We start from the raw sequence: 23,180 nt of genomic DNA on the forward strand, positions 1-23,180 counted from the left end.
ACTCGCCAGAGTTTCATTTACGGGAACGCCCGGATTTTCCACACTGAGGGCGTCTGTTCAACCCACCCACCAAAGGAAAACACCATGACATCCGTTCAAGACAACATCCAAGGCAAGGTCGCCATCGTCACCGGCGCGAGCAGCGGGCTCGGCGAAGCGACGGCGCGCCACCTGGCCGCACGCGGCGCCAAGGTCGTGCTCGCGGCACGCCGCACCGACCGGCTCGAGCAGGTCGTCGCCGAGATCCGCGAAGCCGGCGGCGAGGCCATCGCGGTCGCGACCGACGTCGCCAGGCACGCCGACCTCGAGAAGCTGGCCGCCAAGACCGTCGAAACCTTCGGCCGCATCGACGTGCTGGTCAACAACGCCGGCGTGATGCCGCTGTCGCCGCTGGACAAGCTCAAGGTCGACGAATGGGACCGCACCATCGACGTCAACATCAAGGGCGTGCTCTACGGCATCGCGGCCGTGCTGCCGCGCATGAAGGCGCAGGGCAGCGGTCACATCGTCAACGTCGCCTCGATCGCGGGGCTGAAGGTGTTCACGCCCATCGGCACGGTGTACAGCGCGACCAAGCATGCGGTGCGGGCGATCTCCGAAGGCTTGCGCGTCGAAGTCGGCAACAGCGGCGTGCGCGTGACCATCGTGTCGCCCGGTGCCGTCGAGTCGGAACTCAAGCACGGCAGCAGCGACCCCGAGAGCGCGGCGGGCGTGAAGGCCTTCTACGACGCGAACCAGATTCCGGCGGATTCGGTGGCGCGCGCGGTGGTCTATGCCGTCGAGCAGCCGGCCAACGTGGACATCAACGAGGTGGTGCTGCGGCCGGTGTCGCAGGAGTTCTGAGCTTCTCGCCGGCATCAAAAAAGGCCCCAGGCCGCAAGGACCTGGGGCTTTCGCCAGTGGAGAACCGATTAGTCGAGCAGGTTCAGCTGCAGGTATCCGCCAGTGGTCACGTTGGATGCTCCCACGATCGTGAAGAGCTTCGTGTTGTAGGTCGCGAAGTAGGTGGAACCCGTGCCATCCGGGAACTGGCGCATGCCGGCAGGACCGAAGGCGCCCATGCCGCCATAGGTGTTGGCGTGCGCGGCCGTCGTTCCGTCGGCGTTGATCACGATTCGGGTGTTGCCCGTCGCCGTCATGTTGATGCTGGCCCAGCTTCCCTTGGTCGATCCGCCGTGGCCTGTCGCCGCCGCCCAGACCGGCGTGTCTTGCACGCCAAGCCGCCACACGAGCATGCCGGGCGTCGAGGGCGCCGCGCCCGCCGACAGATAGACCTTCTGGTCGCCGATGCGGGCCATCGCGAAGCGGCCGTTCTCGGCAGGATTGGCGTTGTTGACGATGTGCCAGACGCCCGCAATCTCCGTCGCGCTGACCGTGTAGGTCGCCACCGAGGCCGGCGGGCAGTTCGGGATGCTGTAGATGGTCGAGTCGAAGCAAAGCTTCATGACCGTGCCGCCGGACGAGACCTCCGTCTGCGTGATCTGCGAAGTTTCCGCGGCTGCTGTCCGCTGGATGCCGAGGCGGTTGTACACGCCATCGAGTTGCGCCTGCTCGGTGACCAGGTTGCGCGCGCCGATGAAGGGCTTGACCGCGTAGGTACTGCCTGTGCCGAAAGGATCGACGAACGGAAAGTTGCCGACCACTGCATCCGTCGTCATGCGGAAGCGCGACGTGTTGGCCACCGAAGTGACCCGGCCGGTCTTGAAGAAGTAGGTGCCGGCTTCGGAGCTGTCCGTGTTGAAGGTGTCCGCCACGGGCGCGCTGCCGTCCTGGTTAACGAAGGTGTAGACGTTGGCGTTGAAGTCCAGCGTCAACTGGTACTGGAGCGCGTTCGCCGCATAGACGCGGTAGGTGCCGTTGCGCGCATCACCGGCCGAGACGTTCAGCACGGTGGCCTTGGTCAGGGACTGGTTGGCGCTCGCCTTGGCCGAGACCGTGTAGCTGACGGCGCTGGCCGTGCCATTGAGAATCTGCGCGGCCCACTTGCTGCCCGACACGCTCGGATTGCGCAAGCTGACCGCCGCTTCGCTGGAGGCGCTGGTCGTCCAGTCGGCGCTCTGGCTCGGCGTGATCTCCACGGTGTCGCCGGGCTTCACGGCGAACTGGCCGTTGGCGTCGGCTGTCGCTGCGCTGCCGTTGATCGATACCGTCGCCGTCAAGGCCGCCGGCGCACTGAAACCGCTCCCGCCCCCTCCGCCGCCACCTCCCCCGCAGCCGACCAACCCAGCCGCCAGTGTCGCCGCGCAGGCGAACGAAATCAAAAGCCTCATGTAGTTCCTCGTGTCGTTGTGGTTTGGGCGCGACCGAATGTGGCCCTCCGCGCCGACCGGGAAGATTCATATGGTTTCAGTGGAAAGCAACGATTAATTTAACTTTAGTTTTACTTTCTTGGCGCGGAATTGGAGCGCCCGGTCGGGCGCTCATTCATTCCCCCACGTGGCAGAACGGATGCCAGCGCACGACGGGGTGCTCGCACAGCCCATCGTCGAACACGCGATGGGTCAGGCGCGACGCGAAGTACTCGGAGGTGTCCCAGTCGCGGTCCAGCCATTGCATGGCTTCCATCAATGCTTCGGGGTTCCGCCGGTCGCGGTACTGGTCCAGCAGCGCCGAAGTCAGCCGCCGGCTGGCGTCGGCATCGCCGTTTGCCGCGGCGACGCGAAGTCCGTCGAAATGCGTCGTGGCCACGGGAGCGTGCCGCGGCGGCTCCGCGCGCGGCAAGGCCAGCACCGCCGCGGCCGAAAGGGCCAGCGCAAGACCGACGGCCGCCAAGGTCCTGACAGGACGCGCACGAAGAGCATCCGTTGCGTTCATGACAGCTTTCCTTTCGCTACCGGGTGTTGGCATCGCGCTTTGGAGCGACGCGCGATGAAATGAATTTTTCTCGTCCGCAGGGCGGCTGGGAATCGCGTCTATGCGCTATCGCCAACGATCTCGCGCGCGGCTAACCGTCAGCGGCCCGAGCGGAGAATGGCCTCAGGGGCAGGCCGCGATGCCCCTCGACAGGCTTCCAGAACGCACGGCTCACATGCGCGCAGCAAATATGTACGGCTCAAGTCAGCAACTGCGATCAGACGCCGTGACCACGACTGCCGGCACCAACGAGCATCACCCGATCAAGGTGAACGAAAATCTGCCCACCTTGCACTCAACCCGCAGCACAACCTTCTCATGAAAATCCAGAAAGACTCCGTCGTCACCCTCCGCTACAAGGTAGCCGACGCCGCCACCAACAAGCTCATCGAAGAGAGCAGCGACCCCATGGTCTATCTGCATGGCGGGTACGACAACACCTTTCCCAAGGTCGAGGCTGCGCTGGAGGACAAGGAGGCCGGCTTCCAGACCACGCTGAACCTGCAGCCCGAAGATGCCTTCGGTGTGCGTGACGAATCACTGGTGCGCACCATCTCGAAAGCCGACTTTCCGCCGGGCGTCAAAGTGGGCGGCCAGCTCGAAGGCCGCAACGACAAGGGCGAGCCGCAGGTCTTCACCGTGATGAAGATCAAGGGCCCGCAAGTGATCCTCGACGGCAACCATCCGTTCGCAGGCAAGGCGCTCAAGTTCAGCGTGACGGTGACCGGCGTGCGTGCCGCGACCGAGGAAGAGATTGCCCATCGCCATGTGCATGGCGAGCACGGGCACCATCACTGAAGCGCGTCGCTCCTCGGCGCATCGGCGAAATGCTTCACTCCGGGAGCTAGCGCGCTCTCGGATTCGGATCGATCCAGAGTTTCGACAATCCCGCCGCCACGCTTTCGCGGCTCTGCGGCGTCCCGGCGCTCGCGGCCTCATCCGCTGCTGCCATGCCGTTCTCCATCGTTTCTGCCTCCGTCGGCTGCGTGCTCACGGGCGGCATCACTGTGGGGTCGATGTCGGGGGGTGGGATGGCGATGGGCATGGCGTGACTCCTTTGCATTGATCGCAAAGTAGCTCTCGCCCGCCTGCGCGACCTGTAGGAAGCCGCCGTGGTCAGAACGGGCGGCCGTCCTGGCTTTGTGTCAGACCCACCAGCGCCCGGTTGCCAGCGCAGCTCTTCCGCGTGCTGGACGACAGCCTCGCTCTAAAAGCTCACGCGCAGGCCGATGGTGCCCTGAACCGACGACTTCACCCGGGCGTCGCCGCCGGCGCTGGAGATGCGCCCGACCTCGCCGTACACGGTGGTGGCGGGTGTCAGCGCCAGCGAAAGGCCGGCCGCCACTTCGGTCGCGGTGTAGCCGCTCGCTCCGGAGATGACGGTGCTGCCGGCGGTGCCGACGAAGGTCGCCACGTCGGTGCCTGAACTGGCACGGTAGACGCTGAAGCGCGCATAGGGCTGCAGCCGGCCCGCGCCGGTGGGGATGTCGCCCTTGATGCGCACGCCCAGCCGGCCGATCCAGCCTGCGTTGGTGTCCTGATGGACTTGCGCGCCGGCGATCGACACGTCGTCGAAACGTGTTCTTTGGCGGATGAGCTGTGCCTGCGGCTCGATGCTCCAGCTCTCGGTCAGGGCGAAGGACTTGCCGGTTTCTATCGATGCCGAGAAGCTGCGCGCCTTGCCCGACACCGTGAGACCGCCGTCGGGCCGCACGCTGTAGCGGTGCCTGCCGGCTTGCAGCACGGCATCGACATACCAGCCGCTCGCATCGCGCCAGGTGGCATAGCCGCCGAGGTAGCGCGACTGCAGATCGGTGTTGCCGACTCTGCCGAAGGTGCCGTGCGCGTTGCCGTTCACGTCGACGCCCCCGTCCAGCGAGCCGACGTAGAGGCCGGCGCGCCAGTTGTTGCCGGTCAGGAGGTCGGCGCCTGCCTGCAGGCCGCTCACTTGGCCCCGGCTGTGCGGGGCGACGCTGCCGTGCTGGCGGATGTCGAGGTCGGTGTAGACGGCATGCACCCAGACATCGCGGTTGGGCCCCGAATCGCCGACCCGGCGGTTCAGGTTGCCCAGCATCGCGAGATCCGCTTGGCGAAGTTGCGCCGGGAGGGCGGAGAAGAGCGGCATTTCGTTCCGATAGGCGGGTGCGACAGGGGCAGGCGCGATGGCCTTCTTGTCGGGCTCTGCGGCCGCCGCGGCCGCCGGCTCGCCCTCGGCGGCCGCCGCTGGGGCTTCTGCTGAGGGTGCAGGTGCGGATGCGGGTGCGGGTGCAGGTGCGGGTGCAGGTGCGGGTGCGGGTGCGGGTGCGGGTGCGGGTGCCGGTGCCGGTGCCGGTGCCGGTGCCGGTGCAGGTGCAGGTGCAGGTGCGGGTGCGGGTGCGGGTGCGGGTGCAGGTGCAGGCGCCGGTGCAGGTGCGGGTGCAGGTGCAGGCGCCGGTGCAGGTGCGGGTGCAGGTGCAGGTGCAGGTGCAGGTGCAGGTGCAGGTGCAGGTGCAGGTGCAGGTGCCGGTGCAGGTGCAGGTGCAGGCGCCGGTGCAGGTGCGGGTGCGGGTGCAGGTGCAGGTGCAGGTGCAGGTGCAGGCGCCGGTGCAGGTGCAGGTGTCGAGCACGTGGCGTTGCCGACATCCTTGTCGTTGCCGCAGTTCGCCGCCGACGCGGTACCTGCGAAGGCGAGAAGTGCCACCGCCACACAAGCCTGCAGCCCCTTGGCCCGCGCAAACTCAGGCGCTTGGAGTTGCAGATCGGGAACCGGGGTGCCGGTCGCCGCCGACTTGCCGACGCCTGTTGCCAGCTCCGATGCCACGGCCCAATGACCCTTGGCGGCATTCCAAATGATCCTGAAAACGCGATTCATATCGTCTCCTCCATCCCCCGCCGAAGCGGTAATTGAATACTTTTGACTTTAGTACCTAGGTATTCAATTTCTAAGGAAGGAGTTCACACAATCGGTTACATAACCGTGTCTTGGCGTCGAAAATGCTATGGTTTGGATAGCAGCCAGGGCTGATCCCACGAGCATTCGTGAGATTTTTCACATTGCGGAGGGTGTGGCGCGCGCCCTGGAGGGGCGGCAAGAGCGGCCGGGAAATGAAACCAGGCGCTCGGCCACGCGAGCGCCGCCCAAGGCGCCGGCCTGGGTGCTATGAGATCAGGTGAAAGCCGGCGTCAGACGCGCTTCGCCGGCGCCGGCAAGGGTCAGGATGTCGTCGCGCGGCTGTGTGGAGCCGGGCGCAAACCGGCAGTTGTCAGACCCACCAGCGCCCGGCTGCCAGCGCGGTGGCCAGGGCGATGGGGCTGGTGCTCTCGGTGGCACACCAGGCGAGCTGCGACACCTCGCCGCCGCCGGGCACGCTGGACGCAGCCATCAGCGCGAAGGTGCAGATGCCAAGGGCGTAGTAGCCCATCACGGCGAGGAAGGGGACGGCAAATCCCATCACGGGGCCGCGCGCCTTGCGCTGGGCGGCGGCCAGGCTCGGCAGCGGCACTTCGGCATGCTGCCTGGCAGCGGTCCCCTTTGCGGGCCGCTCGCGCATCTCGAAATAGCTGTGCTGCAGTTGCTGTTCGGTGTTCATGCACGTCGTTGTTGTTTGTGGGGATCGATGGCTCCGCCGCGCGAATTGTGAACGGATCGGCGTGGCGTCCATCCAACGAACAGCCGGGATTTTCCCCTTCTGTTGTTCCGCAGATGGTGCGACTGCGTTCCACCGGCCGCACTTCAGGAACAGGGCGCCACCCCCACATGTGAGGGATCGCTCCTCTCGCATCGAACAGAATGAGCGCCCCGCAAGAAAGCACGCACGCCATGACCGCCACCGCCACTGCCACTGTCACCACCAGCCCCATCGTCCAGATCAAGGCCCTCGGCTTCCCCTGGGAGACCATCGACCCCTTCCTGTTCTGCGCCTACCACGACGACGCCTACCCCAAAGCCAACGCGCAGATGGGGCCCGATGCCTCGCTGGCCGGGCGCGACCTGGGCCAGGACTTCAGCCGCAAGGACGGCTGGAGCATGTACCACGGCAACCCCGTGCCGGGCTTCCCGGGGCATCCGCACCGCGGCTTCGAGACGGTGACCATCGTGCGCAAGGGGCTGATCGATCATTCCGATTCGCTCGGCGCGACCGCGCGCTTCGGCGGCGGCGATGTGCAGTGGCTCACGGCCGGCAAGGGCGTCGTGCATTCGGAGATGTTCCCGCTGCTCGATGCTTCCGCGCCCAACCCGCTGGAGCTGTTCCAGATCTGGCTCAACCTGCCGGCGCGCAACAAGATGGTCGAGCCGCATTTCACGATGTTCTGGGCCGAAGACATCCCGCGCTTCACCGCGATGGATGCCGACGGCCATGCGACCGAGGTCGCGGTCGTCGCGGGCCGTGTCGCGCCGGTGGATGGCGAGCCGGGCGCCGGCGGGCCGCTGGCGCCGCCGCCCGATTCGTGGGCCGCAGAGGCCGATGCGGACATCGCGATCTGGACGATCCGCATGGAACCCCATGCCTGCTGGATGCTGCCTGCCGCGGACGGCGAGGACACGCGGCGCAACCTGTATTTCTTCAAGGGCCGCTCGGTCAGCGTGGCGGGCCGGAAGATCGAGAACCACGCCGCCATCGAGCTGCACGCCGACGCCAGGGTGGAGCTGATCAACGGCGACGAGCCGAGCGAGTTCCTGCTGCTGCAGGGCCGCCCGATCGGCGAGCCGGTGGCGCAGTACGGCCCCTTCGTGATGAACACGCAGACCGAGATTGCGCAAGCCATGGCCGACTACCGCCGCACGCAGTTCGGCGGCTGGCCCTGGCCCGACATGGCGCCGGTGCACGGGCGCGATCCGGCGCGCTTTGCGCGGCATCCGGACGGGCGCGAAGAGAAGCCGCTGGAGTCTTAGCAACCCGCCGGCGGCTGCACGAACCAGCGCCCGCCTGCCCCTTGGTGCAGGTCCACGCGCGTAAAGAAGAAATCCCAGGCGAAGCCGATGTCGCGCATGTCGCCGGTCGAGATCGCACGCAGGCTGAAGAGGCCGCCGGCTGTCGCGCGGCCCGCCGAGACGTGGGCGCCCGGCGCAGCGCTCACGGTGTTGCAGCTCGGGGGCGGAGGCGGTGGGGGTGGCGGCCCGCTGGTATCGGCCGCATGGCGCGAGAAGAAGTCCCAGACGATGTCGGGGTAGCTCGGCCCGCGCTGCAAGGCCCATCGGCCGTCGCGGCCGTTCTGGCCGCCGATCCAGTAGTGGCCGTGGTCGGTGTCGCCGGGGTCGGGCGTGACCGTGGGACCGTTGTAGAACACGGTCTCGACCAGCGAGCGGCTGCCCGGCTGGGCGTCGACGGTGTAGAAGACCTGCTGGCAGTTGTAGTCGGAGCCGTTGACCGGGGTGCAGGCACGCTCCCGCGCCTGTGCTTCGGGCGGGCTGTTGTGCAAGGCGTCGCCGTTGAGCAGCAGCTGCGCATCGCGCATGTTGCGGCCGGCGGGCTGGATCACGGTGCAGTCCTGGTTGTTCTGCAACACCATCAATGGGATCGGGTAGCTCGCATTGCGTTCGCGCTGCATGTCGGCCAGCACCTGGCTTACGGCATGAAAAGTGGCGCTGCCGGGGCAGCCCGAGAAGGACACCGAGGCCGCGTCCTCGCCATAGGGCAGGCCCGAGGCACTGGCCGCGGCCGCGAAGTACTCGTTGTGCGTGACCGAGAGCACCACCGCCATGGCGCCGCCCGATGAGAGCCCGGTGACGTAGCGCCGCTTCGGGTCGATGCCAAAGCGCGATTCGACCTGCCGCGCGATCTGGTGCAGGTCTTCGGGCTCGCCGCGGCCCTGGTGGCGGTGCTGGTCGAGCCAGAAACCCCAGCAGTTGGTGTTGCGCAGCCCGTCGTAGCTGGTGATGAAGGGCGCGACGAGGATGAAGCGGAAGCGGTCCGCGGCCGCCACCAGGCCCCAGTCGCGCAGCACGTCGTCATGCGTCTGCTGGCAGCCGTGCAGCGCCATCACCATCGGCGCCGGGGCCGTGAGGCCGTCCGGCACATAGACCTTGTATTGCCGCTCGCGCGAGCCCGAATAGCTTTGCGGGCTCAGCGTGAACGCGCTGGTGGTGCCGGCCTCGGCCTGCAGCGCGGCGAGCAACAGCAGGAGGGCGGCGGCGACCCAGCGCATTCCTAGCCCAGAACGTCGTTCACCTGCTCGTTGAATTCGGCCTGGCTCAGCGCCGCGCCGATTTCCCGCGGCAGCGCATCGCGCACCGAGAACACGCCGAGGATCTTCGTCCCCGCCACCAGCGGCAGGTGGCGGAAACCCCGCTCGAGCATCATCACGACGGCGTCGGACACCAGCGTTTCCGGCGGCACGCAGATCGGGTTGGGCGTCATGACCTCGCGCGCCGTGGTGCGCTCCGGATCGAGCCCCCGGGCCAGCACCCGTGTCATCAGGTCGCGCTCGGTCAGGATACCCAGCAGGGTCTCCGGCGGCTCGATGATGAGCACGCTGCCGCAGTTGGCGTGCGTCATCACGCCCGCAGCTTCGCGCACGCTGGCCTGCGGGCCCAAGCAGGTCACATGCTTGCGCGAGATGGACTGGAAAACGGTACGTTCATCCATGGTGCACCCTCCTGCGGAACGCGCTATGTTGCGACGGACCTTCGCTTAGCGCAAGGTGGCGTTGAGCCGCTCCAGCGCACCGGCGCCGGGGCACAGCTCGGCGGGCCCCAGCGTGTTGAGCGGCCGCTCGCTGGTGTTGAGCGCCGTGTGCAGATCGGTGGCCAGCGGATCGACGTAGAGCAGGCCCGTCACCACTTCGCCCATTTCCTGGTGCCGCTGCATGTAGGCCATGGCGGCGTAGCGGTCGCCGGGGTTGTAGTCGGGATGCAGGCTGCGCAGCCGCAGCAGCGTGCCGTCGTGCTGGCGCACGTCCATCACTTCGCCCGGCGCCATGTCCACGGTGATTTCCTGGCGCTCATGGATGAAGTCGATGCGGCTCACCGCCTCGTTGTGTTCGCGCACGTAGTCGTAGCTCTTGGTGCTGCCGGGGTGGTTGTTGAAGGCGACGCAGGGGCTGATCACATCGATGAACGCGGCCCCGCCGTGGCTGATCGCACCCTTGATCAGCGGCACCAGCTGCGCCTTGTTGCCCGAAAACCCGCGCCCCACGTAGCTGGCGCCCAGCTGCAGCGCCATGGCCACCAGATCCACCGGGCTGTCGCTGTTGACGACGCCCTTCTTGCTCTTGGAGCCCTGGTCGGCGGTGGCCGAGAACTGGCCCTTGGTCAGGCCGTAGACCCCGTTGTTCTCCACGATGTAGGCCATGCGCACGCCGCGCCGCATGGCGTGGGCGAACTGGCCCAGGCCGATGGAAGCCGAGTCGCCGTCGCCCGAAACGCCCAGGTAGAGCAGATCGCGGTTGGCCAGGTTGGCGCCGGTCAGCACGCTGGGCATGCGGCCGTGCACCGTGTTGAAGCCGTGCGAGGCGCCCAGAAAATAGTCCGGCGTCTTGGAGCTGCAGCCGATGCCCGAGAGCTTGGCCACGCGATGCGGCTCGATGTCCAGCTCCCAGCAGGCCTCGATGATGGCGGCGGAGATTGAGTCGTGGCCGCAGCCGGCGCACAGCGTGGAGATCTTGCCCTCGTAGTCGCGCCGCGTGTAGCCGACCTTGTTGGTGGCCAGCGTCGGGTGGCGCAGCTTGGGCTTGGCGAGGTAGGTCATGCGGGCTCCTTGGCGAGATGGGCGCTGATCGCCTGGACCACGAAACGCGCCGTGATGGGTGTGCCGTCGAAATGCAGCACGGGGACCAGCCTGGCCGGATCGATGCCGAGCTCGTTGACCAGCAGGCTGCGCATCTGGCCGTCGCGGTTCTGCTCGACCACGAACACTTGGCGGTGCCGCGCGAGGAACTGCGCCACGCTGTCCGGGAAGGGAAAGGCGCGCAGCCGCAGCGCGTCCAGGTGGACGCCGCGTTCGGCCAGCTCCTCCAGCGCCTCCTGCATGGCCGGGCTGGTCGAGCCGAAATAGATCACGCCCAGGTCCGTCTTTTCGGCGGCCAGCCGCAGCATCGGCTGCGGCACCAGGGTGGCCGCGGTCGCGAACTTCTTCAAGAGCCGCTCCATGTTGTAGATGTAGTCGGGGCCGCGCTCGGAATACCGCGCGTAGGCGTCGCGCGTCGTGCCGCGGGTGAAGAAGCTGCCCTTGGTCGGGTGCGTGCCCGGCAGCGTGCGCCAGGGGATGCCGTCGCCGTCCACGTCCTTGTAGCGGCCGAAGTCCCGGCCTGCCTCCAGCTCTTCGGCGCTCATGACCTTGCCGCGGTCGTAGGCCCGGCTGTCGTCCCAGGCAAAGGGCGCGCACAGGCGCTGGTTCATGCCGATGTCCAGGTCCGTCATCAGGAACACCGGCGTCTGCAGCCGGTCGGCCAGGTCCAGCGCCGCCGCCGCCTGCTCGAAGCACTCGTGCGGATCCTCGGGGAACAGCAGCACGTGCTTGGTGTCGCCGTGCGAGGCGTAGGCGCAGGACAGGATGTCGGCCTGCTGGGTGCGCGTGGGCATGCCGGTGGAAGGTCCGCCGCGCTGCACGTTGATGAGGGTGACCGGAATCTCGGCAAAGTAGGCCAGGCCGATGAACTCGGCCATCAGGGAAATGCCCGGCCCCGAGGTCGCCGTGAAGGCCCGTGCGCCGTTCCAGCCGGCGCCGACCACCATGCCGATCGAGGCGAGCTCGTCTTCGGCCTGCACGATGGCGAAGCGGTTCTGGCCGTTGGCCGGATCGACGCGGAATTTGGTGCAGTACTTCTGGAAAGCCTCGGCCACCGACGACGAGGGCGTGATCGGATACCAGGCCGCGACCGTGGCGCCGCCATACACGCAGCCCAGGGCCACGGCGCTGTTGCCGTCCACGAAGATCCGGTTGCCCACCCGGTCGGCGCGCCGCACCTGCAGCCCGAGGGGCTCGCCGCGCAGATGCTCCCTGGCGAAGTCGCAGCCCAGGTGCAGCGCCTGGACATTGGAGGCCAGTAGCTTTTCCTTGCCCTTGTACTGCTCGCCGAACAGCTTCTCGACCACCTCCGGCTCGATGCCCAGCAGGATGGCCAGGGCGCCCACGTAGACGATGTTCTTGAACAGCTGGCGCTGGCGCGGATCGTGGTAGACGGCGTTGCAGATCTCGGTCAGCGGCATGCCGATCACGCGGATGTCGTCGCGGAATTTCGACGGCGGCAGCGGCCGCGTGCTGTCGTAGAACAGGTAGCCGCCGGGCTCCAGCTCGGCCACGTCGGCGTCCCAGGTCTGCGGGTTCATCGCCACCATCATGTCGGTGCCGCCGCGCCGCCCCATGTGGCCGCGCTCGGTCACGCGCACCTCATACCAGGTCGGCAGGCCCTGGATGTTGCTGGGGAAGATGTTGCGCGGGCTCACCGGCACGCCCATGCGCAGGATGGCCTTGGCGAACAGCTCGTTGGCCGAGGCCGAACCCGAGCCGTTGACGTTGGCGAACTTGATGACGAAATCGTTGACCGCCTCGATTTGTGGGATGGCCCCCACGCTCGCCACTTCGTGTGCTTCGCTGCCCCCCGAGGGGGCTTTCCCGCCTTCGGGCGGCCGTGCTGCGGGAATGGCGCTCATGCCGTCACCTCCTGCCCTGCGGGCGTCATCTTCAGCAGGAACTTCTGCATGTCCCATGCCCCCGTGGGGCAACGCTCGGCGCACAGGCCGCAGTGCAGGCAGACGTCTTCGTCCTTGACCATCACCCTGCCTGTCTTGAGCCCGCCGGAGACATACAGATCCTGCGCCAGGTTGAGCGCCGGCGCCTTCAGCCGGGCCCGCAGTTCGCTCTCCTCGCCGTTGGCGGTGAAGCTGATGCAGTCCATCGGACAGATGTCCACGCAGGCATCGCATTCGATGCAGGCGGCCTCGGTGAACACGGTCTGCACGTCGCAGTTCAGGCAGCGCTCGGCCTCCTTGAAGGCGGTGGCGGCGTCGAAGCCCAGTTCCACCTCCACCCGGATGCTGGCCAGCGCCTTCTCGGCCTTGGCCCAGGGAACCTTGTAGCGCAGGTCGTTCGAGGTGTCGTTGTCGTAGCTCCACTCGTGGATGCCCATCTTCTGCGACACCAGGTTGGTCATGGGCGGCGGACGGACAGTGACCGGCTGGCCATGCAGCAGCCGGTCGATCGACACCGCGGCCTCGTGCCCATGGGCCACGGCCCAGATGATGTTCTTGGGGCCGAAGGCCGCATCGCCGCCGAAGAACACCTGGGGCACCGTGGACTGGAAGGTGTTCTTGTCCAACGTGGGCAGTCCATGGTTGTCGAAGTCGATGCCGCAGTCGCGCTCGATCCAGGGGAAGGCGTTTTCCTGCCCCACCGCCACCAGCACCTCGTCGCATTCGAAGAAGGCGTCCGGCTCGCCGCTGGGCACCAGCGTGCGACGGCCCTTGTCGTCGTACTCCGCGCGGACGATCTCGAAGCGCATGCCCAGCAGCTTGCCGTTGTCGTGGACGAAGGCCTTTGGTACATGGAAGTTGATGATGGGAATGCCTTCGTGCTGGGCGTCCTCCTTTTCCCAGGGCGAGGCCTTCATCTCCTCGAAGCCGCTGCGCACGATGACCTTCACGTCGGTGCCGCCCAGGCGGCGGGCCGAGCGGCAGCAATCCATCGCCGTGTTGCCGCCGCCCAGCACGATCACGCGCTGGCCGATGCTTGTCACGTGGCCGAAGGAGACGGAGTTCAGCCAGTCGATGCCGATGTGGATGCCGGCCGCCGCCTCCTGGCGCCCGGGAAGTTCGAGGTTGCGCCCGCGCGGCGCGCCGCAGCCGACGAAGATGGCGTCCCACCCCTGCGCCAGCAGGGCCTTCATCGAGTCGATGGGCTCGCCGCCGCGGAACTCCACGCCCAGGTCCAGGATGTAGCCCGTCTCCTCGTCGATCACCGACTCGGGCAGGCGAAAGTGCGGGATCTGCGTGCGCATGAAACCGCCGGCCTTGGCGTCGCTGTCGAACACCGTCACTTCATAGCCCAGCGGCGCCAGGTCGCGCGCGACGGTGAGCGAGGCCGGCCCGGCGCCCACGCAGGCGATGCGCTTGCCGTTCCTGGGCGCCACCGCCGGCATGCGCGAACGCACGTCGTCCTTCATGTCGGCCGCCACGCGCTTGAGCCGGCAGATCGCCACCGGCTCGGGCTTGCTGGCGTTGCTCTCCTCCACCCGCCCACGCCGGCAGGCCGGCTCGCAGGGCCGGTCGCAGGTGCGCCCCAGGATGCCGGGGAAGACGTTGGAGACCCAGTTGATCATGTAGGCGTCGCCGTAGCGGCGCTGCGCGATCATGCGGATGTATTCGGGGACCGGGGTGTGCGCCGGACAGGCGTACTGGCAATCGACGACCTTGTGGAAATAGGCCGGGTTGGCAATGTTGGTTCGCTGCAAAGCGTGTCTCCTGTCTGCCGCCCGGGGCTCCCCGGGGAGGAGCCGGCTCGGGTCTGCCGCCAGTATGCGCCGCTCAGGACGGCGCAAATCCTTGGTGAAATCCCGCACCACGCCAGGGCCGATCGAAGTTCAGTTCGCCGCCATCGCAGGTGTCATGAACTTCAGACGCTCCTTGGCGTAGCGCGCGACGGCCGCAGGCGCAAGCCGCCGCCCGCAGAGCGCGACATGGCCGTCGGGACGCACGAGATAGAAGGAAGGCCGCGCAATCTTCTGGCGCTCCAGTTCTGCATCGTTGACCGGATCGGCCGGGATCACGTGCACCCGCAGCAACTCGCCGAGGCCCGTCGCGCTGCCCGCAGGCAGGTCCTGCCCGAACACGAGCAGATGGAAGTGCGTGTCCGCGAGCTTGTCGAACGAATCCTCGACCGGCCCGTCCGCGGCAAAGCGCAGATACAGCCAGGGGAAGCGATCGCCGGCGCTCGGCGCATCGGACGGCAGCGCGTCCAGCGCTGCCGACAGCGGGCCCGCGCGGTAGTGGATGCCGGTCTGCGAGACGGTGCGGAACGCGAGCTTCTGCACGCGTTCGCGGCCCATCGCGAAGGCGGCGAGCCGGGCCAGCACCCGCGTGCGCAGCAGGCCGGCGAACGGCGCGTCGGAGACCACCACCCTGAAGCCCCGGTCGGTCGTCTCGAGCAGGCGCCGCGCGACGGGGAGGCGCTCGGCCTCGTAGGAGTCGAGCAGCGTCTCGCCGGCTTTGCCCTCGACCACCAGCGCGATCTTCCATGCCAGGTTGTAGGCATCCTGCAGGCCGGTGTTCATGCCCTGGGCGCCCACCGGGCTGTGGATATGGGCCGCATCGCCGAGCAGGAAGCAGCGGCGATCCCGGAAGCGCGACGCGCTGCGGTGGTGGATGCGGTAGGTGGAGAACCAGGTGCACGCCTTGAAGGACAGCCCGGTGCCGGCCTCGGCGTGCAAGAAAGGAATCACGTCCTCGAAGCGCGCGTCGTCCTTGCCGCGCAGCTCGGGCGGCAGGATGCCGACGATGCGCCAGTGGTCCTTGCCGCGCATCGGGAAGAGCAGGTGGAAGCCTTTCCTCCACAAATACACGTTGACCTCGTCGGGGACCATGCCGCCCGTCATCTCCACGTCGGCGACGAAGAACACGTGTTCGTAGGGGGCGCCGGGAAAGCCGATGCGGTTCATCTCGCGCACCGCGCTGCGCGCCCCGTCGCAGCCGGCCATCCAGGTGGCGTCGATGCGGCGGATCGTGCCGCCGGCAACTCGGAGCGTCGCCGTCACATGGCCGGACTCCTGAGCGAGCTCGATCATCTCGGTGTTCCAGTGCACCGCCAGGCCCCAGTCGCTCAACCGGTCGCCCATGATCCGTTCGTTGTCGTCCTGGCCGAGGATCAGGATGTACGGGTACGGGGTCACGCGTGCGCCGGCTTCGCCCAGGGGCACGCGCGCCATCTTCCGCCCTTCGGCCCACATGTTGGCGCCGGTGCCACGCTTGCCGAGTTCGAGCGCGCGCTCGGCGATCCCGAGCTGGGCGTAGATCTCCAGCGTGCGCGCCTGCACGCCGAGCGCCCGGGTCTGCAGCGAGGGCCCGGCGTGCCGGTCGATGATCACGGTGCGAACGCCGCGCCGGCCGAGCTGGTTGGCGAGCATCAGGCCGGTGGGGCCGGCGCCGACGATCAGGACATCGCAATCCATGGCGGTCTCCTTGTTCTTTTGAAAGTCGTCATCGTGCGAGCTAGCCATTGAGCACCCGAAGGTCGTCATCGCGCAACTCGCCGGCGGCGCGCTACGATCCACATCGCGCGACACGCGTTCGGCAGGAGGTGGTATGGCAACGGCAGCAAGGTCGGATGGCAGCGGCACCGCGGACTTCGGCGCGGGGCGTTCCTCGTGGTGGAACTGGCCCCTGCAGCAGTGGCCATGGCCGGCTGTCGCGCCGCAGCAGCTGAGCCAGCCGATCAACTCGGGCTGGTCACTGGTCAGCGTGACCCACAACAACTCGTCAGCACCCGACATCGAGCGCGACGTGCTCCAGCAGCACAGTTATGGCCGCCAGATCGGCCGGCTGATGGACGCGGTCTCGGCGCTGGCCGAAAAGCTGCCGCCCAAGGAGAAATCCGACAAGCGCATCGCCGACTTCCAGACGCTGGCGCGCGAGGTCGAGCGCATCAAGCAGAGCGCGCGGCAGCCGCGCGTCGAGCGGCTGCAGAAAGAACTCGACGCGCTCAGGCGTGAAGACCCGAACGCCTACCGGCAGTTGAAGGCGAAGCTGCCGTAAAGCCTGATCGTCCGGGAGTCCCTAGCTGAGCACGTCGAAGCTGTGCAGGATCCACGACAGCTGGTAGACCAGATTCGCCGCTTGTGGCGCCCAGGATGCTGGACGAAACGGGCCATGCCGCTCAGCACGCTCGCGATTGCCAGGCTGACGACCATGCCGATCGCCACTCTCAGGTGGATGAAGACGGCCGGGTCGGGGTAAGACGGCTGCATCGGCGCACGATAGCAAAGGCAGGTGCGCATGCGTGTGCGGAGAGCATCGCCGCTACGTCAGAATGCAGCTCCCATTTCTCCTCACCCGTGCCGCAGGAGCCTCTGTTGTTTTCACATGTCTTTGTGAGCGTGACCGATTTCGAGCGCGCGTTGACCTTTTACAGCGCCGTCATGGACAGTCTCGGCATCGAGCTTCGGTTCTGCGAGCGCGAGAAGCCATGGGCGGGCTGGCACAGCGCCGGGCGCGCGCGGCCCTTCTTCGTGATCTGCAAACCCTACGACGGCCAGCCGCATGAGGCCGGGAACGGTCAAATGATTGCCTTCGCTGCCGCCGACCGGGCCAAAGTCCACGCTGCACATCAGGCAGCGCTGGAACATGGCGGAAGCTGCGAAGGACCGCCCGGGCTCAGAGCGCAGTACCACCCGAACTACTACGGCGCCTACTTCCGCGACCCGGATGGAAACAAGCTCTGCGTCGCATGCCACGAACCCGCGGGGAGCTAGCGGTCCGCTGCTCCATGAGCCTTCCATCACGCGCAGCCCGCATGTTCGGCGCGCTTGCGCTGCTGTTGTGCTGCGGCATGACAGACATCGCCGTCGCTCCGGCCCATGCCAACCCCGGCCAAGGCCCGAGCTGGGGCGCGATCGCGTCCGTGCACGGGTGGTACGGCTACTCGATCAACCACCCATCCCGCGGCGCTGCGGAGCTTGCGGCACGCGCCCAGTGCGATCGCGCGGCGGGCCGCTCGGGCCCCTGTGTCGTGCGCGCGTACTTCGATCGCTCCTGCGGCGCTCTCGCGACGGGCAACTTTGGCGAATGGGGCACGGCCATCGCTTCCACGGCGGCCGCCGCGGGCAAGGCGGCCGCCGGGCAGTGCGACAGCCATCTGCCGACCGAGCCTTGCAAGGTGGTCGTCAGCGTCTGCTCGTCGCGCTGAGCGCGGCCTCGCGTGAGCCGGGTCGAAGCGTCATTCAGAGCTTTTCTCACCTGCTGCTGAAGGAGGCTTGAATTTCTGCGATTGTTTGTTTTGGATCTTGGAGGTGCGGATAGTGCCCAAGACCAGGAAGAAGAGTAAGCCCTGTATTGGCCTTCTTGGCGAACTCGACGCCCATCTCCTTGTTGATATAGAAATCCTTCTCGCCCCAGATGACCTTGACGGGCGTCCTGAGCCTCGGCAGATGGGACTCGAAATACTCCTGATCCCTGGTGAAGTGTGAGTAGTAGTGATAGAAGGCATCCGCCGAGGTGAGGCCGTCTTGACTCCATCCGCGCAGCATGTCGTCCTTGAGTTCCGGGGACAGGTCGAACTGCTCATTCTTTGGCAAGCCTCTTCTGAAAGCGTTCTCCAGAATCTCGTCGCGATTCCTGTTCATCGAGGCATGAATCAAATCGGACGATGGCTTCGACTTGAGGCCCTGCAGGTTCTCGTGCATGTACTGAGGCCTGTCGAATGGCGCAAAGTCGCCCACGATGATCGTCCTCGCGATATCCGGCTCTTCCAAGGCGAGAAGAAGCGCCGGCAGGGCACCGATGTCCGTGGCGTAGATGACCAGCCTGGATCTATCGATGCCTGCCTTGTCGATGTATGCCTTCAGCACACGCGCATAGTCTTGCGGCGCGTAAGAGAACTTGTCCGCCGGCAGTCTTGATGAAAGACCGTAGCCCGGCCAGTCGAAAGCATGGACTTCGTAGTCCTTGCCGAGCACCAGGGAAATATCCTTCCAGGCATGGAGAGTCTCCGGAAAGCCATGCAGAAAAAGCACGACGCCTTTCGGCCTTGCAGTGTGAACGACCATCCGCCTGAGCTTGATGTCGGAAGTCGCCTCTATGAATCCGATTTCTGCTTTTGAAGCTTGCTCGCGAGCATGTCGGGTGCATCCAACGAGAACTGAAAAGCCAAGCGCAAGAACAGCGATCAGTACTTTCTGCATGGATGCTCGCGACATACGCAAGGTCCTTCTTGAAGCTGGCCTCAACCCGGCGCAGGCGAAGCGCATCAAAGATAGCGCACCTCGGCCACGACCGGCGCATCGGCCTGGTTGGTGTCCGCGTTGGCGTAGGCGCCGCCCTGGCGGAACCAGTAGCGGCATCCGGTGCGGCCCAGCACCTTCACGCAAGTCTGCCCGTCGTCACGGATGCTCCAGGTGCCCGCGGCCCGGCCGAGCCCGCCCACGGCTTCCACCGTTCCGTCTGCGCGGAATTCCCACCGGGAAAGCTTTCCGCTCGCGATGTTCTTCGACACCACCGTCTTGCCGAGCAGGCTGGCCTCGATCTCGGTCTTGCTCAGGTAGGTGCGCTCTTCGGCGAAGGCCGCGCCCGGCAGCAGGATGGCGAATGTCGCGAGTGCGACGAAGGCGAACCGGATGAAGGAGGAACTGCGCATGATGTCGGCCTTTCGTCGATCGGAACCCGTGTCGCAATCGGGTTCGCCATGGCCGCTAATTTTGGGGATTCGCCTCCTTCGGCACGAGTAAGCAGCGCACGCGTGGCATGTGACGCGGTTCACATGGGGTGAGGTTGCACGCGCATGCCTCAGGGACAACCCTGCTCATTCAGCAGACAGTTGTCGATGTTTCAGGCAGTTGATTTGTCCGCATTTCCAACACGGTGCGGCCATGCCTTCGCGAGCCTCCGGGAAAGGAGGGTGCACGAGCGCAGGCACGGCATGTGCACAGTCAAGCGGCATCCGTTGCCACCCGTCCGCCCATGCCACAAGCAGAACCGTCCAGCGAAACCCTTCTCGACGCCGACATCGCGATCCTCGGCCTTTCCTTGCGAGCCTCCAACGTGCTGCGGCGCCACGACCTGAACACAGTCCGCGACGTGACGCGCGTATCGCCCCGGAAGCTGTTTGTCATGACGCGACTGGGACGCCGGTCGGTGGCGCAGATCGCTTCGAGTGTGGAGCGCCGCGGGCTGCGGCTTGCGGACGATGGGAGGAGGGAGCCGGGCGCCGTTACCGGGGCTGCGCAGCGGTGAGCGACGGGGTTCGGTCGCGGCCACCGCCTGCGCGCACTGATCAAGTCGGTCGCACGAGCGAACATCCACCTGTTGCGCATCGACTTCGCACGTTCTGTATCTGTTCTTCCCCGCACTGCGCGACGAAGATGGAACCCCGTTCAAACGAGAGGCTCCATGACAACACTGACCCGCAGCCAGATTGCCGATCAGATCGCGGCCGAACTGGGGCATGGCCTCGACGGTGAGATCCGCATCGGCGGCCACTACGTGTCCGCCGCGCGTGATGGCCGCACGGTCTACATCAGCGGCCAGGTGCCGCGGGTCGGCAGCACGGTGATGGTGACCGGCCGCGTCGGAGAACAGGTCTCGCTCGATGAGGCGCGGAAGGCTGCGCAGATCTGCGCGCTGCGCGCCCTCGCCATCCTGCGCCAGACCCTCGGCTCGCTCGATGCGATCGAGAAGATCCTGCGCATCGGCGTGTTTGTGCAATGCACCGCCGACTTCACGCAGCAAAGCGAGGTGGCCGATGCAGCCTCGGATCTGATGCACCGTGTCTTCGGCGAGGCCGGCGTGCACACCCGCACCTCCGTCGGCGTCTACGCCCTGCCGAAGAATGCGGCCGTGGAACTGGACATGATCGTCGCCGCGCGCGATGCACTCTAGAACGTGATCCGGCCAACGAAGAATCAAGGTGTGTGCATGAATGATCGAAGCGCGGTGGTGATCGGGTACGGAATCATGGGCTGCGATATTGCGGCCATCTTCCTGGCCGGCGGATGGTCGGTGCAGCTCGTGGGGCACAGTCCCTCGAAGTGGGTGGGTGCGCAGGAGCGCATCGCGAAGTCTGTCCAGCAGCTGGGCTCGCAGCAAGAGTCCGGATCACTGGTATTTCACTCCCGGATCGAAGACATCTCATGGGCCAACGTCCATATCGTGCTGGAGTCGGTCACGGAGAATATGGAGATCAAGAAGTCGATTTTTTCGACCTTGGACAGGCTGGCTCCTGCGGGCGTTCCAATGGGGTCGAACAGCTCCAGCATGCGCATCACCGACATCTGTGCGGGCCTGAAAACCGCAGAGCGCATGGCGAACACCCATTTCTTTCAGCCCGCGCATCTGGTCCCCTTGGTGGAAATCGCCAAAGGCGAACGCACCGAAGCATCGACATTGGATGCGCTCCACCAGGTGTTCCGCTCGCTGGGAAGAGCGCCGGTGCGCGTGAATCGCGACGTTCCAGGCTTCCTCGCCAACCGCATCCAGCACGCGCTGATGCGGGAGGCTTTTGCCGTCATCGACGAGGGGCTTGCGACGGCCGAGGACGTCGATGTCGCTGTTCGGTTTGGATTCGGATTCCCCTATGCAGCTGCCGGCCCGATGTTGCTCAAGGAGTTCGCGGGCTTCGATACCCAGCACGCGGCGGCGACCGTCATCTATCCGTCGCTCTGCAATGACAGCGCCCCCGGAAAAACACTGACGGATCTGGTGACGCGCGGGCGCTTCGGCGTCAAGGCGAAGAAAGGCTTCAGGGATTGGACGGACGAAGCCATCGCCGAAGAGCGCCAGCGGTATGAGACCGCACTGATGCAGGCGGCCAACATCCTTGTGCTCAGCAGGCCGCACGCCGTTAGCGGCTCTCGCACTTGACCTCTTCCTTGAACACCTCGCGGCTGGCCTCGAGCTTGACCTTGCACGGGCCATCCCGGAACTCCTCCTTCCAGTCCCCGCGCCACGTGGCTCCGATGCCATCCTTGCACTTGACCTCCCGCTTGAACTCCCCTCGCTTTGACTCCTGCTTGACTTCGCAAGGCCTAGGCCAGCGGTCCTCGCGCCAGTCGCTGCGCCAGTCGTTGCGCCGCCAGCGCTTCTTTGAGTCGTCGTCATCGGCGAGAGCGCACGGGGCGGCGATGGCGGAGAACAGCAAGAATGCTACAGCGGCTCGAATGGACATTTCGTACTCTTTGACTCGATACGGATTGTGCGGGCGGCGGTCGTCGCTTGGCCCAGAACCTTCACCAAACCGAGCGGCGCCTCTCGCCGCATGCAACGATAACGCGCTGACATCAACGCCGAGCGCGGAAATCGGGGGATCGAGCCACCACCGCTCTGATCTCTTGCATCAACGCTCGCGCGCCCGGTGAGGGGAATGCGCCCAGACGCTGCGTGAGACCGATCTCGCGGCGCGTCCGGTCAAGGGGGAAGTTCAGTACGACCAGGCTGCGGTCGCGAATCTCGTAGCGCAGCTGGTGCGCCGAGATCGCGGTCAGCATGTCGCTTTCCAGCAGCAAGCCGCGCAGCACCGCGAGATCGCCGGTCTCGACGGCAGGCATCGGCGGCGCCTGCCGCGCCTCCGAGAAGAAGCGCTCGAGCAACTCGCGCGACGGCGAGCCGTGCCGCGAGAGCGCCCATCTCGCCTGGCGCAACGCATCGAAGTCGATGCGCGCGGCGCGTGCGAGCGGATGGCCGGCGCGTGCGATCACCGAAATGCGATCCTCGAACAGCGCTTCCTGCTGCAGGTCCTTCGCCTCGTCGGCGCTGCGCAGTGCGCCGAGGATGAAGTCGATGTCGCCGCTGCGCAGCGATGCTGCCAACGCGTCGTATGGGCTCTCGACCGTCGCGACGTGCAGTCCCGCGTGACGCACGACCAGCGAAGCGATCGCGAGCGGCAGGATCTGTGTACGGCCGAGCGGAAGCGCGCCGACGTTCACGCTCCCCTGCAGCGTTCCTTCGCTGGCGGCGATGTCCGGGCCGATGTGGCGCAGTTCCGCAAGCACCCGCTTGAAGTGGAACGCGACGATCTCGCCCGCCGGCGTCGGCGACAGCCCGCGCGCCTTGCGATCGAAGAGCGCGACACCGAGCCCGCCTTCGAGGTCCTTCAGCGCGCTGCTGATGGCCGGCTGCGTGATCCCGAACTCGCGCGCGACCGCAGGCATGTTGCGCTTCTCGACGAGACTCGCGACCACCGCGAGACGTCGGCCGTTCAGTATCGACGTGAACAGCGGGTGGAGGTCGGCGGACGCGCCGATGCCGCCGCGTGCGACGAGCCGGGCTCGTGCGTCTTCGAACTCGCGCTCGATGCGGTGCGCACGCGCCAGCACCAGCTCGCCGTACGAATTCAGCGCCATTCCGCGCGGGCGTCGATCGAACAGCGGCCTGCCCAGCCCGCTTTCGAGTTCAGAGATGGAGCGCGTGACGCCCGAGGCCACGCGGTACAGCTCATCCGCGGCCCCGGCGATGCTGCCGGCCGCGGCCACGGCCGAGAACGCGCGCAGGTGCCGCAGGTTGATGCCGAGCGCGCCGCTGTGTGCCCTGTCGATAACTTTGTGTCTCTGATGGTCGGGCTTCACCGGCAAATCTTCTCTCTCCAAAGGAGTTGATGAATCTCGGTGTAAACCCTAGCAGATAAAGAAGTTTGATGGCAAGGCAAGCCGAATTCACGCCACGCAGCGGCGCCGGCAACCACACTTGGCGCAATGACGTAATCAACCGACTG

24 protein-coding genes are annotated in these 23,180 nt (G+C 66.5%); 9 read left to right on the forward strand and 15 right to left on the reverse strand.

Translation table 11 applies throughout. The features are described from left to right. The first annotated feature begins 84 nt into the window (after positions 1 to 84). Entirely contained in the window at positions 85 to 843 is a 759-nt protein-coding gene (locus ACSQ86_RS28650; protein WP_436310132.1) for an SDR family oxidoreductase, read from the forward strand. 68 nt (positions 844 to 911) lie between these two features. On the opposite strand, the gene ACSQ86_RS28655 is transcribed toward ACSQ86_RS28650, so the two are convergent. Together ACSQ86_RS28655 and ACSQ86_RS28660 are read right to left on the reverse strand one after the other, a co-directional pair. Next, positions 912 to 2,270, reverse strand: coding sequence for a hypothetical protein (locus tag ACSQ86_RS28655; RefSeq protein WP_436310133.1), 1,359 nt, complete (start codon positions 2,268 to 2,270; stop codon positions 912 to 914). 154 nt (positions 2,271 to 2,424) lie between these two features. Further along, a complete protein-coding gene (locus ACSQ86_RS28660; protein ID WP_436310134.1) occupies positions 2,425 to 2,814 on the reverse strand; it encodes a hypothetical protein in 390 nt (129 codons plus the stop codon). A 357-nt stretch (positions 2,815 to 3,171) separates the two neighbouring features. Between ACSQ86_RS28660 and ACSQ86_RS28665 the strand changes: the two genes are divergently transcribed. Beyond that, positions 3,172 to 3,651, forward strand: a complete 480-nt coding sequence (locus tag ACSQ86_RS28665) for an FKBP-type peptidyl-prolyl cis-trans isomerase (protein ID WP_436306070.1) — start codon at positions 3,172 to 3,174, stop codon at positions 3,649 to 3,651. 46 nt (positions 3,652 to 3,697) lie between these two features. On the opposite strand, the gene ACSQ86_RS28670 is transcribed toward ACSQ86_RS28665, so the two are convergent. The 3 genes from ACSQ86_RS28670 to ACSQ86_RS28680 form a co-directional block, all read right to left on the reverse strand. Further along, positions 3,698 to 3,898 (reverse strand): hypothetical protein, encoded by a 201-nt coding sequence (locus tag ACSQ86_RS28670; protein WP_436306071.1) that lies wholly within the window; start codon positions 3,896 to 3,898, stop codon positions 3,698 to 3,700. 162 nt (positions 3,899 to 4,060) lie between these two features. Continuing rightward, positions 4,061 to 5,704 (reverse strand): autotransporter domain-containing protein, encoded by a 1,644-nt coding sequence (locus ACSQ86_RS28675; RefSeq protein ID WP_436310135.1) that lies wholly within the window; start codon positions 5,702 to 5,704, stop codon positions 4,061 to 4,063. A 391-nt stretch (positions 5,705 to 6,095) separates the two neighbouring features. Further along, the gene (locus ACSQ86_RS28680) at positions 6,096 to 6,422 is read right to left on the reverse strand and encodes a hypothetical protein (protein ID WP_436306072.1); all 327 of its coding nucleotides are present in this window, start codon (positions 6,420 to 6,422) and stop codon (positions 6,096 to 6,098) included. Between the two features lie 230 nt (positions 6,423 to 6,652). On the opposite strand from ACSQ86_RS28680, the gene ACSQ86_RS28685 reads away from it, so the two are divergent. Continuing rightward, on the forward strand, positions 6,653 to 7,726 hold the full coding sequence (locus ACSQ86_RS28685; RefSeq protein ID WP_436310316.1) for a pirin family protein: 1,074 nt from the start codon (positions 6,653 to 6,655) through the stop codon (positions 7,724 to 7,726). Here the strand turns inward: ACSQ86_RS28685 and ACSQ86_RS28690 are convergent. From ACSQ86_RS28690 to ACSQ86_RS28715, 6 genes are all read right to left on the reverse strand, one after another. Next, entirely contained in the window at positions 7,723 to 8,979 is a 1,257-nt protein-coding gene (locus tag ACSQ86_RS28690; RefSeq protein WP_436310136.1) for an extracellular catalytic domain type 1 short-chain-length polyhydroxyalkanoate depolymerase, read from the reverse strand. The two genes, ACSQ86_RS28685 and ACSQ86_RS28690, sit on opposite strands and share 4 nt — an antisense overlap. A gap of 2 nt (positions 8,980 to 8,981) precedes the next feature. Beyond that, positions 8,982 to 9,419, reverse strand: a complete 438-nt coding sequence (locus tag ACSQ86_RS28695; protein WP_093107334.1) for a CBS domain-containing protein — start codon at positions 9,417 to 9,419, stop codon at positions 8,982 to 8,984. A 45-nt stretch (positions 9,420 to 9,464) separates the two neighbouring features. Further along, positions 9,465 to 10,520: a 2-oxoacid:ferredoxin oxidoreductase subunit beta gene (locus tag ACSQ86_RS28700; protein ID WP_436294239.1), complete on the reverse strand. Its 1,056-nt coding sequence runs from the start codon at positions 10,518 to 10,520 to the stop codon at positions 9,465 to 9,467. Beyond that, positions 10,517 to 12,334, reverse strand: coding sequence for a 2-oxoacid:acceptor oxidoreductase subunit alpha (locus ACSQ86_RS28705; protein ID WP_436310317.1), 1,818 nt, complete (start codon positions 12,332 to 12,334; stop codon positions 10,517 to 10,519). Before ACSQ86_RS28705 ends, ACSQ86_RS28700 begins: the two co-directional genes overlap by 4 nt. A gap of 86 nt (positions 12,335 to 12,420) precedes the next feature. Then, the gene (locus tag ACSQ86_RS28710) at positions 12,421 to 14,220 is read right to left on the reverse strand and encodes an FAD-dependent oxidoreductase (protein WP_093107330.1); all 1,800 of its coding nucleotides are present in this window, start codon (positions 14,218 to 14,220) and stop codon (positions 12,421 to 12,423) included. 129 nt (positions 14,221 to 14,349) lie between these two features. Then, on the reverse strand, positions 14,350 to 15,933 hold the full coding sequence (locus ACSQ86_RS28715; protein WP_436310137.1) for an FAD-dependent monooxygenase: 1,584 nt from the start codon (positions 15,931 to 15,933) through the stop codon (positions 14,350 to 14,352). A gap of 133 nt (positions 15,934 to 16,066) precedes the next feature. Here ACSQ86_RS28715 and ACSQ86_RS28720 point away from each other — a divergent pair, with 133 nt between their 5' ends. From ACSQ86_RS28720 to ACSQ86_RS28730, 3 genes are all read left to right on the forward strand, one after another. Continuing rightward, complete coding sequence (locus ACSQ86_RS28720) at positions 16,067 to 16,516, forward strand: hypothetical protein (RefSeq protein WP_436310138.1); 450 nt, start codon at positions 16,067 to 16,069, stop codon at positions 16,514 to 16,516. 317 nt (positions 16,517 to 16,833) lie between these two features. Next, the gene (locus ACSQ86_RS28725; RefSeq protein WP_436310318.1) at positions 16,834 to 17,232 is read left to right on the forward strand and encodes a VOC family protein; all 399 of its coding nucleotides are present in this window, start codon (positions 16,834 to 16,836) and stop codon (positions 17,230 to 17,232) included. 14 nt (positions 17,233 to 17,246) lie between these two features. Next, on the forward strand, positions 17,247 to 17,666 hold the full coding sequence (locus ACSQ86_RS28730) for a DUF4189 domain-containing protein (protein ID WP_436310139.1): 420 nt from the start codon (positions 17,247 to 17,249) through the stop codon (positions 17,664 to 17,666). A gap of 46 nt (positions 17,667 to 17,712) precedes the next feature. Here the strand turns inward: ACSQ86_RS28730 and ACSQ86_RS28735 are convergent, their stop codons facing one another. Both ACSQ86_RS28735 and ACSQ86_RS28740 read right to left on the reverse strand, forming a co-directional pair. After that, a complete protein-coding gene (locus ACSQ86_RS28735; RefSeq protein ID WP_436310140.1) occupies positions 17,713 to 18,660 on the reverse strand; it encodes an alpha/beta fold hydrolase in 948 nt (315 codons plus the stop codon). Positions 18,661 to 18,725: 65 nt separating this feature from the next. Then, complete coding sequence (locus ACSQ86_RS28740) at positions 18,726 to 19,112, reverse strand: hypothetical protein (RefSeq protein WP_436310141.1); 387 nt, start codon at positions 19,110 to 19,112, stop codon at positions 18,726 to 18,728. 323 nt (positions 19,113 to 19,435) lie between these two features. On the opposite strand from ACSQ86_RS28740, the gene ACSQ86_RS28745 reads away from it, so the two are divergent. From ACSQ86_RS28745 to ACSQ86_RS28755, 3 genes are all read left to right on the forward strand, one after another. Beyond that, positions 19,436 to 19,708, forward strand: a complete 273-nt coding sequence (locus tag ACSQ86_RS28745; RefSeq protein WP_139191690.1) for a DNA-directed RNA polymerase subunit alpha C-terminal domain-containing protein — start codon at positions 19,436 to 19,438, stop codon at positions 19,706 to 19,708. Between the two features lie 156 nt (positions 19,709 to 19,864). Then, the gene (locus ACSQ86_RS28750) at positions 19,865 to 20,353 is read left to right on the forward strand and encodes a RidA family protein (RefSeq protein ID WP_436310142.1); all 489 of its coding nucleotides are present in this window, start codon (positions 19,865 to 19,867) and stop codon (positions 20,351 to 20,353) included. A gap of 36 nt (positions 20,354 to 20,389) precedes the next feature. Continuing rightward, positions 20,390 to 21,334, forward strand: a complete 945-nt coding sequence (locus tag ACSQ86_RS28755; RefSeq protein ID WP_436310143.1) for a 3-hydroxyacyl-CoA dehydrogenase family protein — start codon at positions 20,390 to 20,392, stop codon at positions 21,332 to 21,334. Here the strand turns inward: ACSQ86_RS28755 and ACSQ86_RS28760 are convergent. Further along, positions 21,315 to 21,638 (reverse strand): hypothetical protein, encoded by a 324-nt coding sequence (locus ACSQ86_RS28760; protein WP_436310144.1) that lies wholly within the window; start codon positions 21,636 to 21,638, stop codon positions 21,315 to 21,317. The genes ACSQ86_RS28755 and ACSQ86_RS28760 overlap by 20 nt on opposite strands. A gap of 112 nt (positions 21,639 to 21,750) precedes the next feature. Next, positions 21,751 to 23,034 (reverse strand): LysR family transcriptional regulator, encoded by a 1,284-nt coding sequence (locus ACSQ86_RS28765; protein WP_436310145.1) that lies wholly within the window; start codon positions 23,032 to 23,034, stop codon positions 21,751 to 21,753. Between the last annotated feature and the right edge of the window lie 146 nt (positions 23,035 to 23,180).

The organism is Variovorax sp. LjRoot130, from assembly GCF_964253755.1.
GTDB lineage: Bacteria > Pseudomonadota > Gammaproteobacteria > Burkholderiales > Burkholderiaceae_C > Variovorax.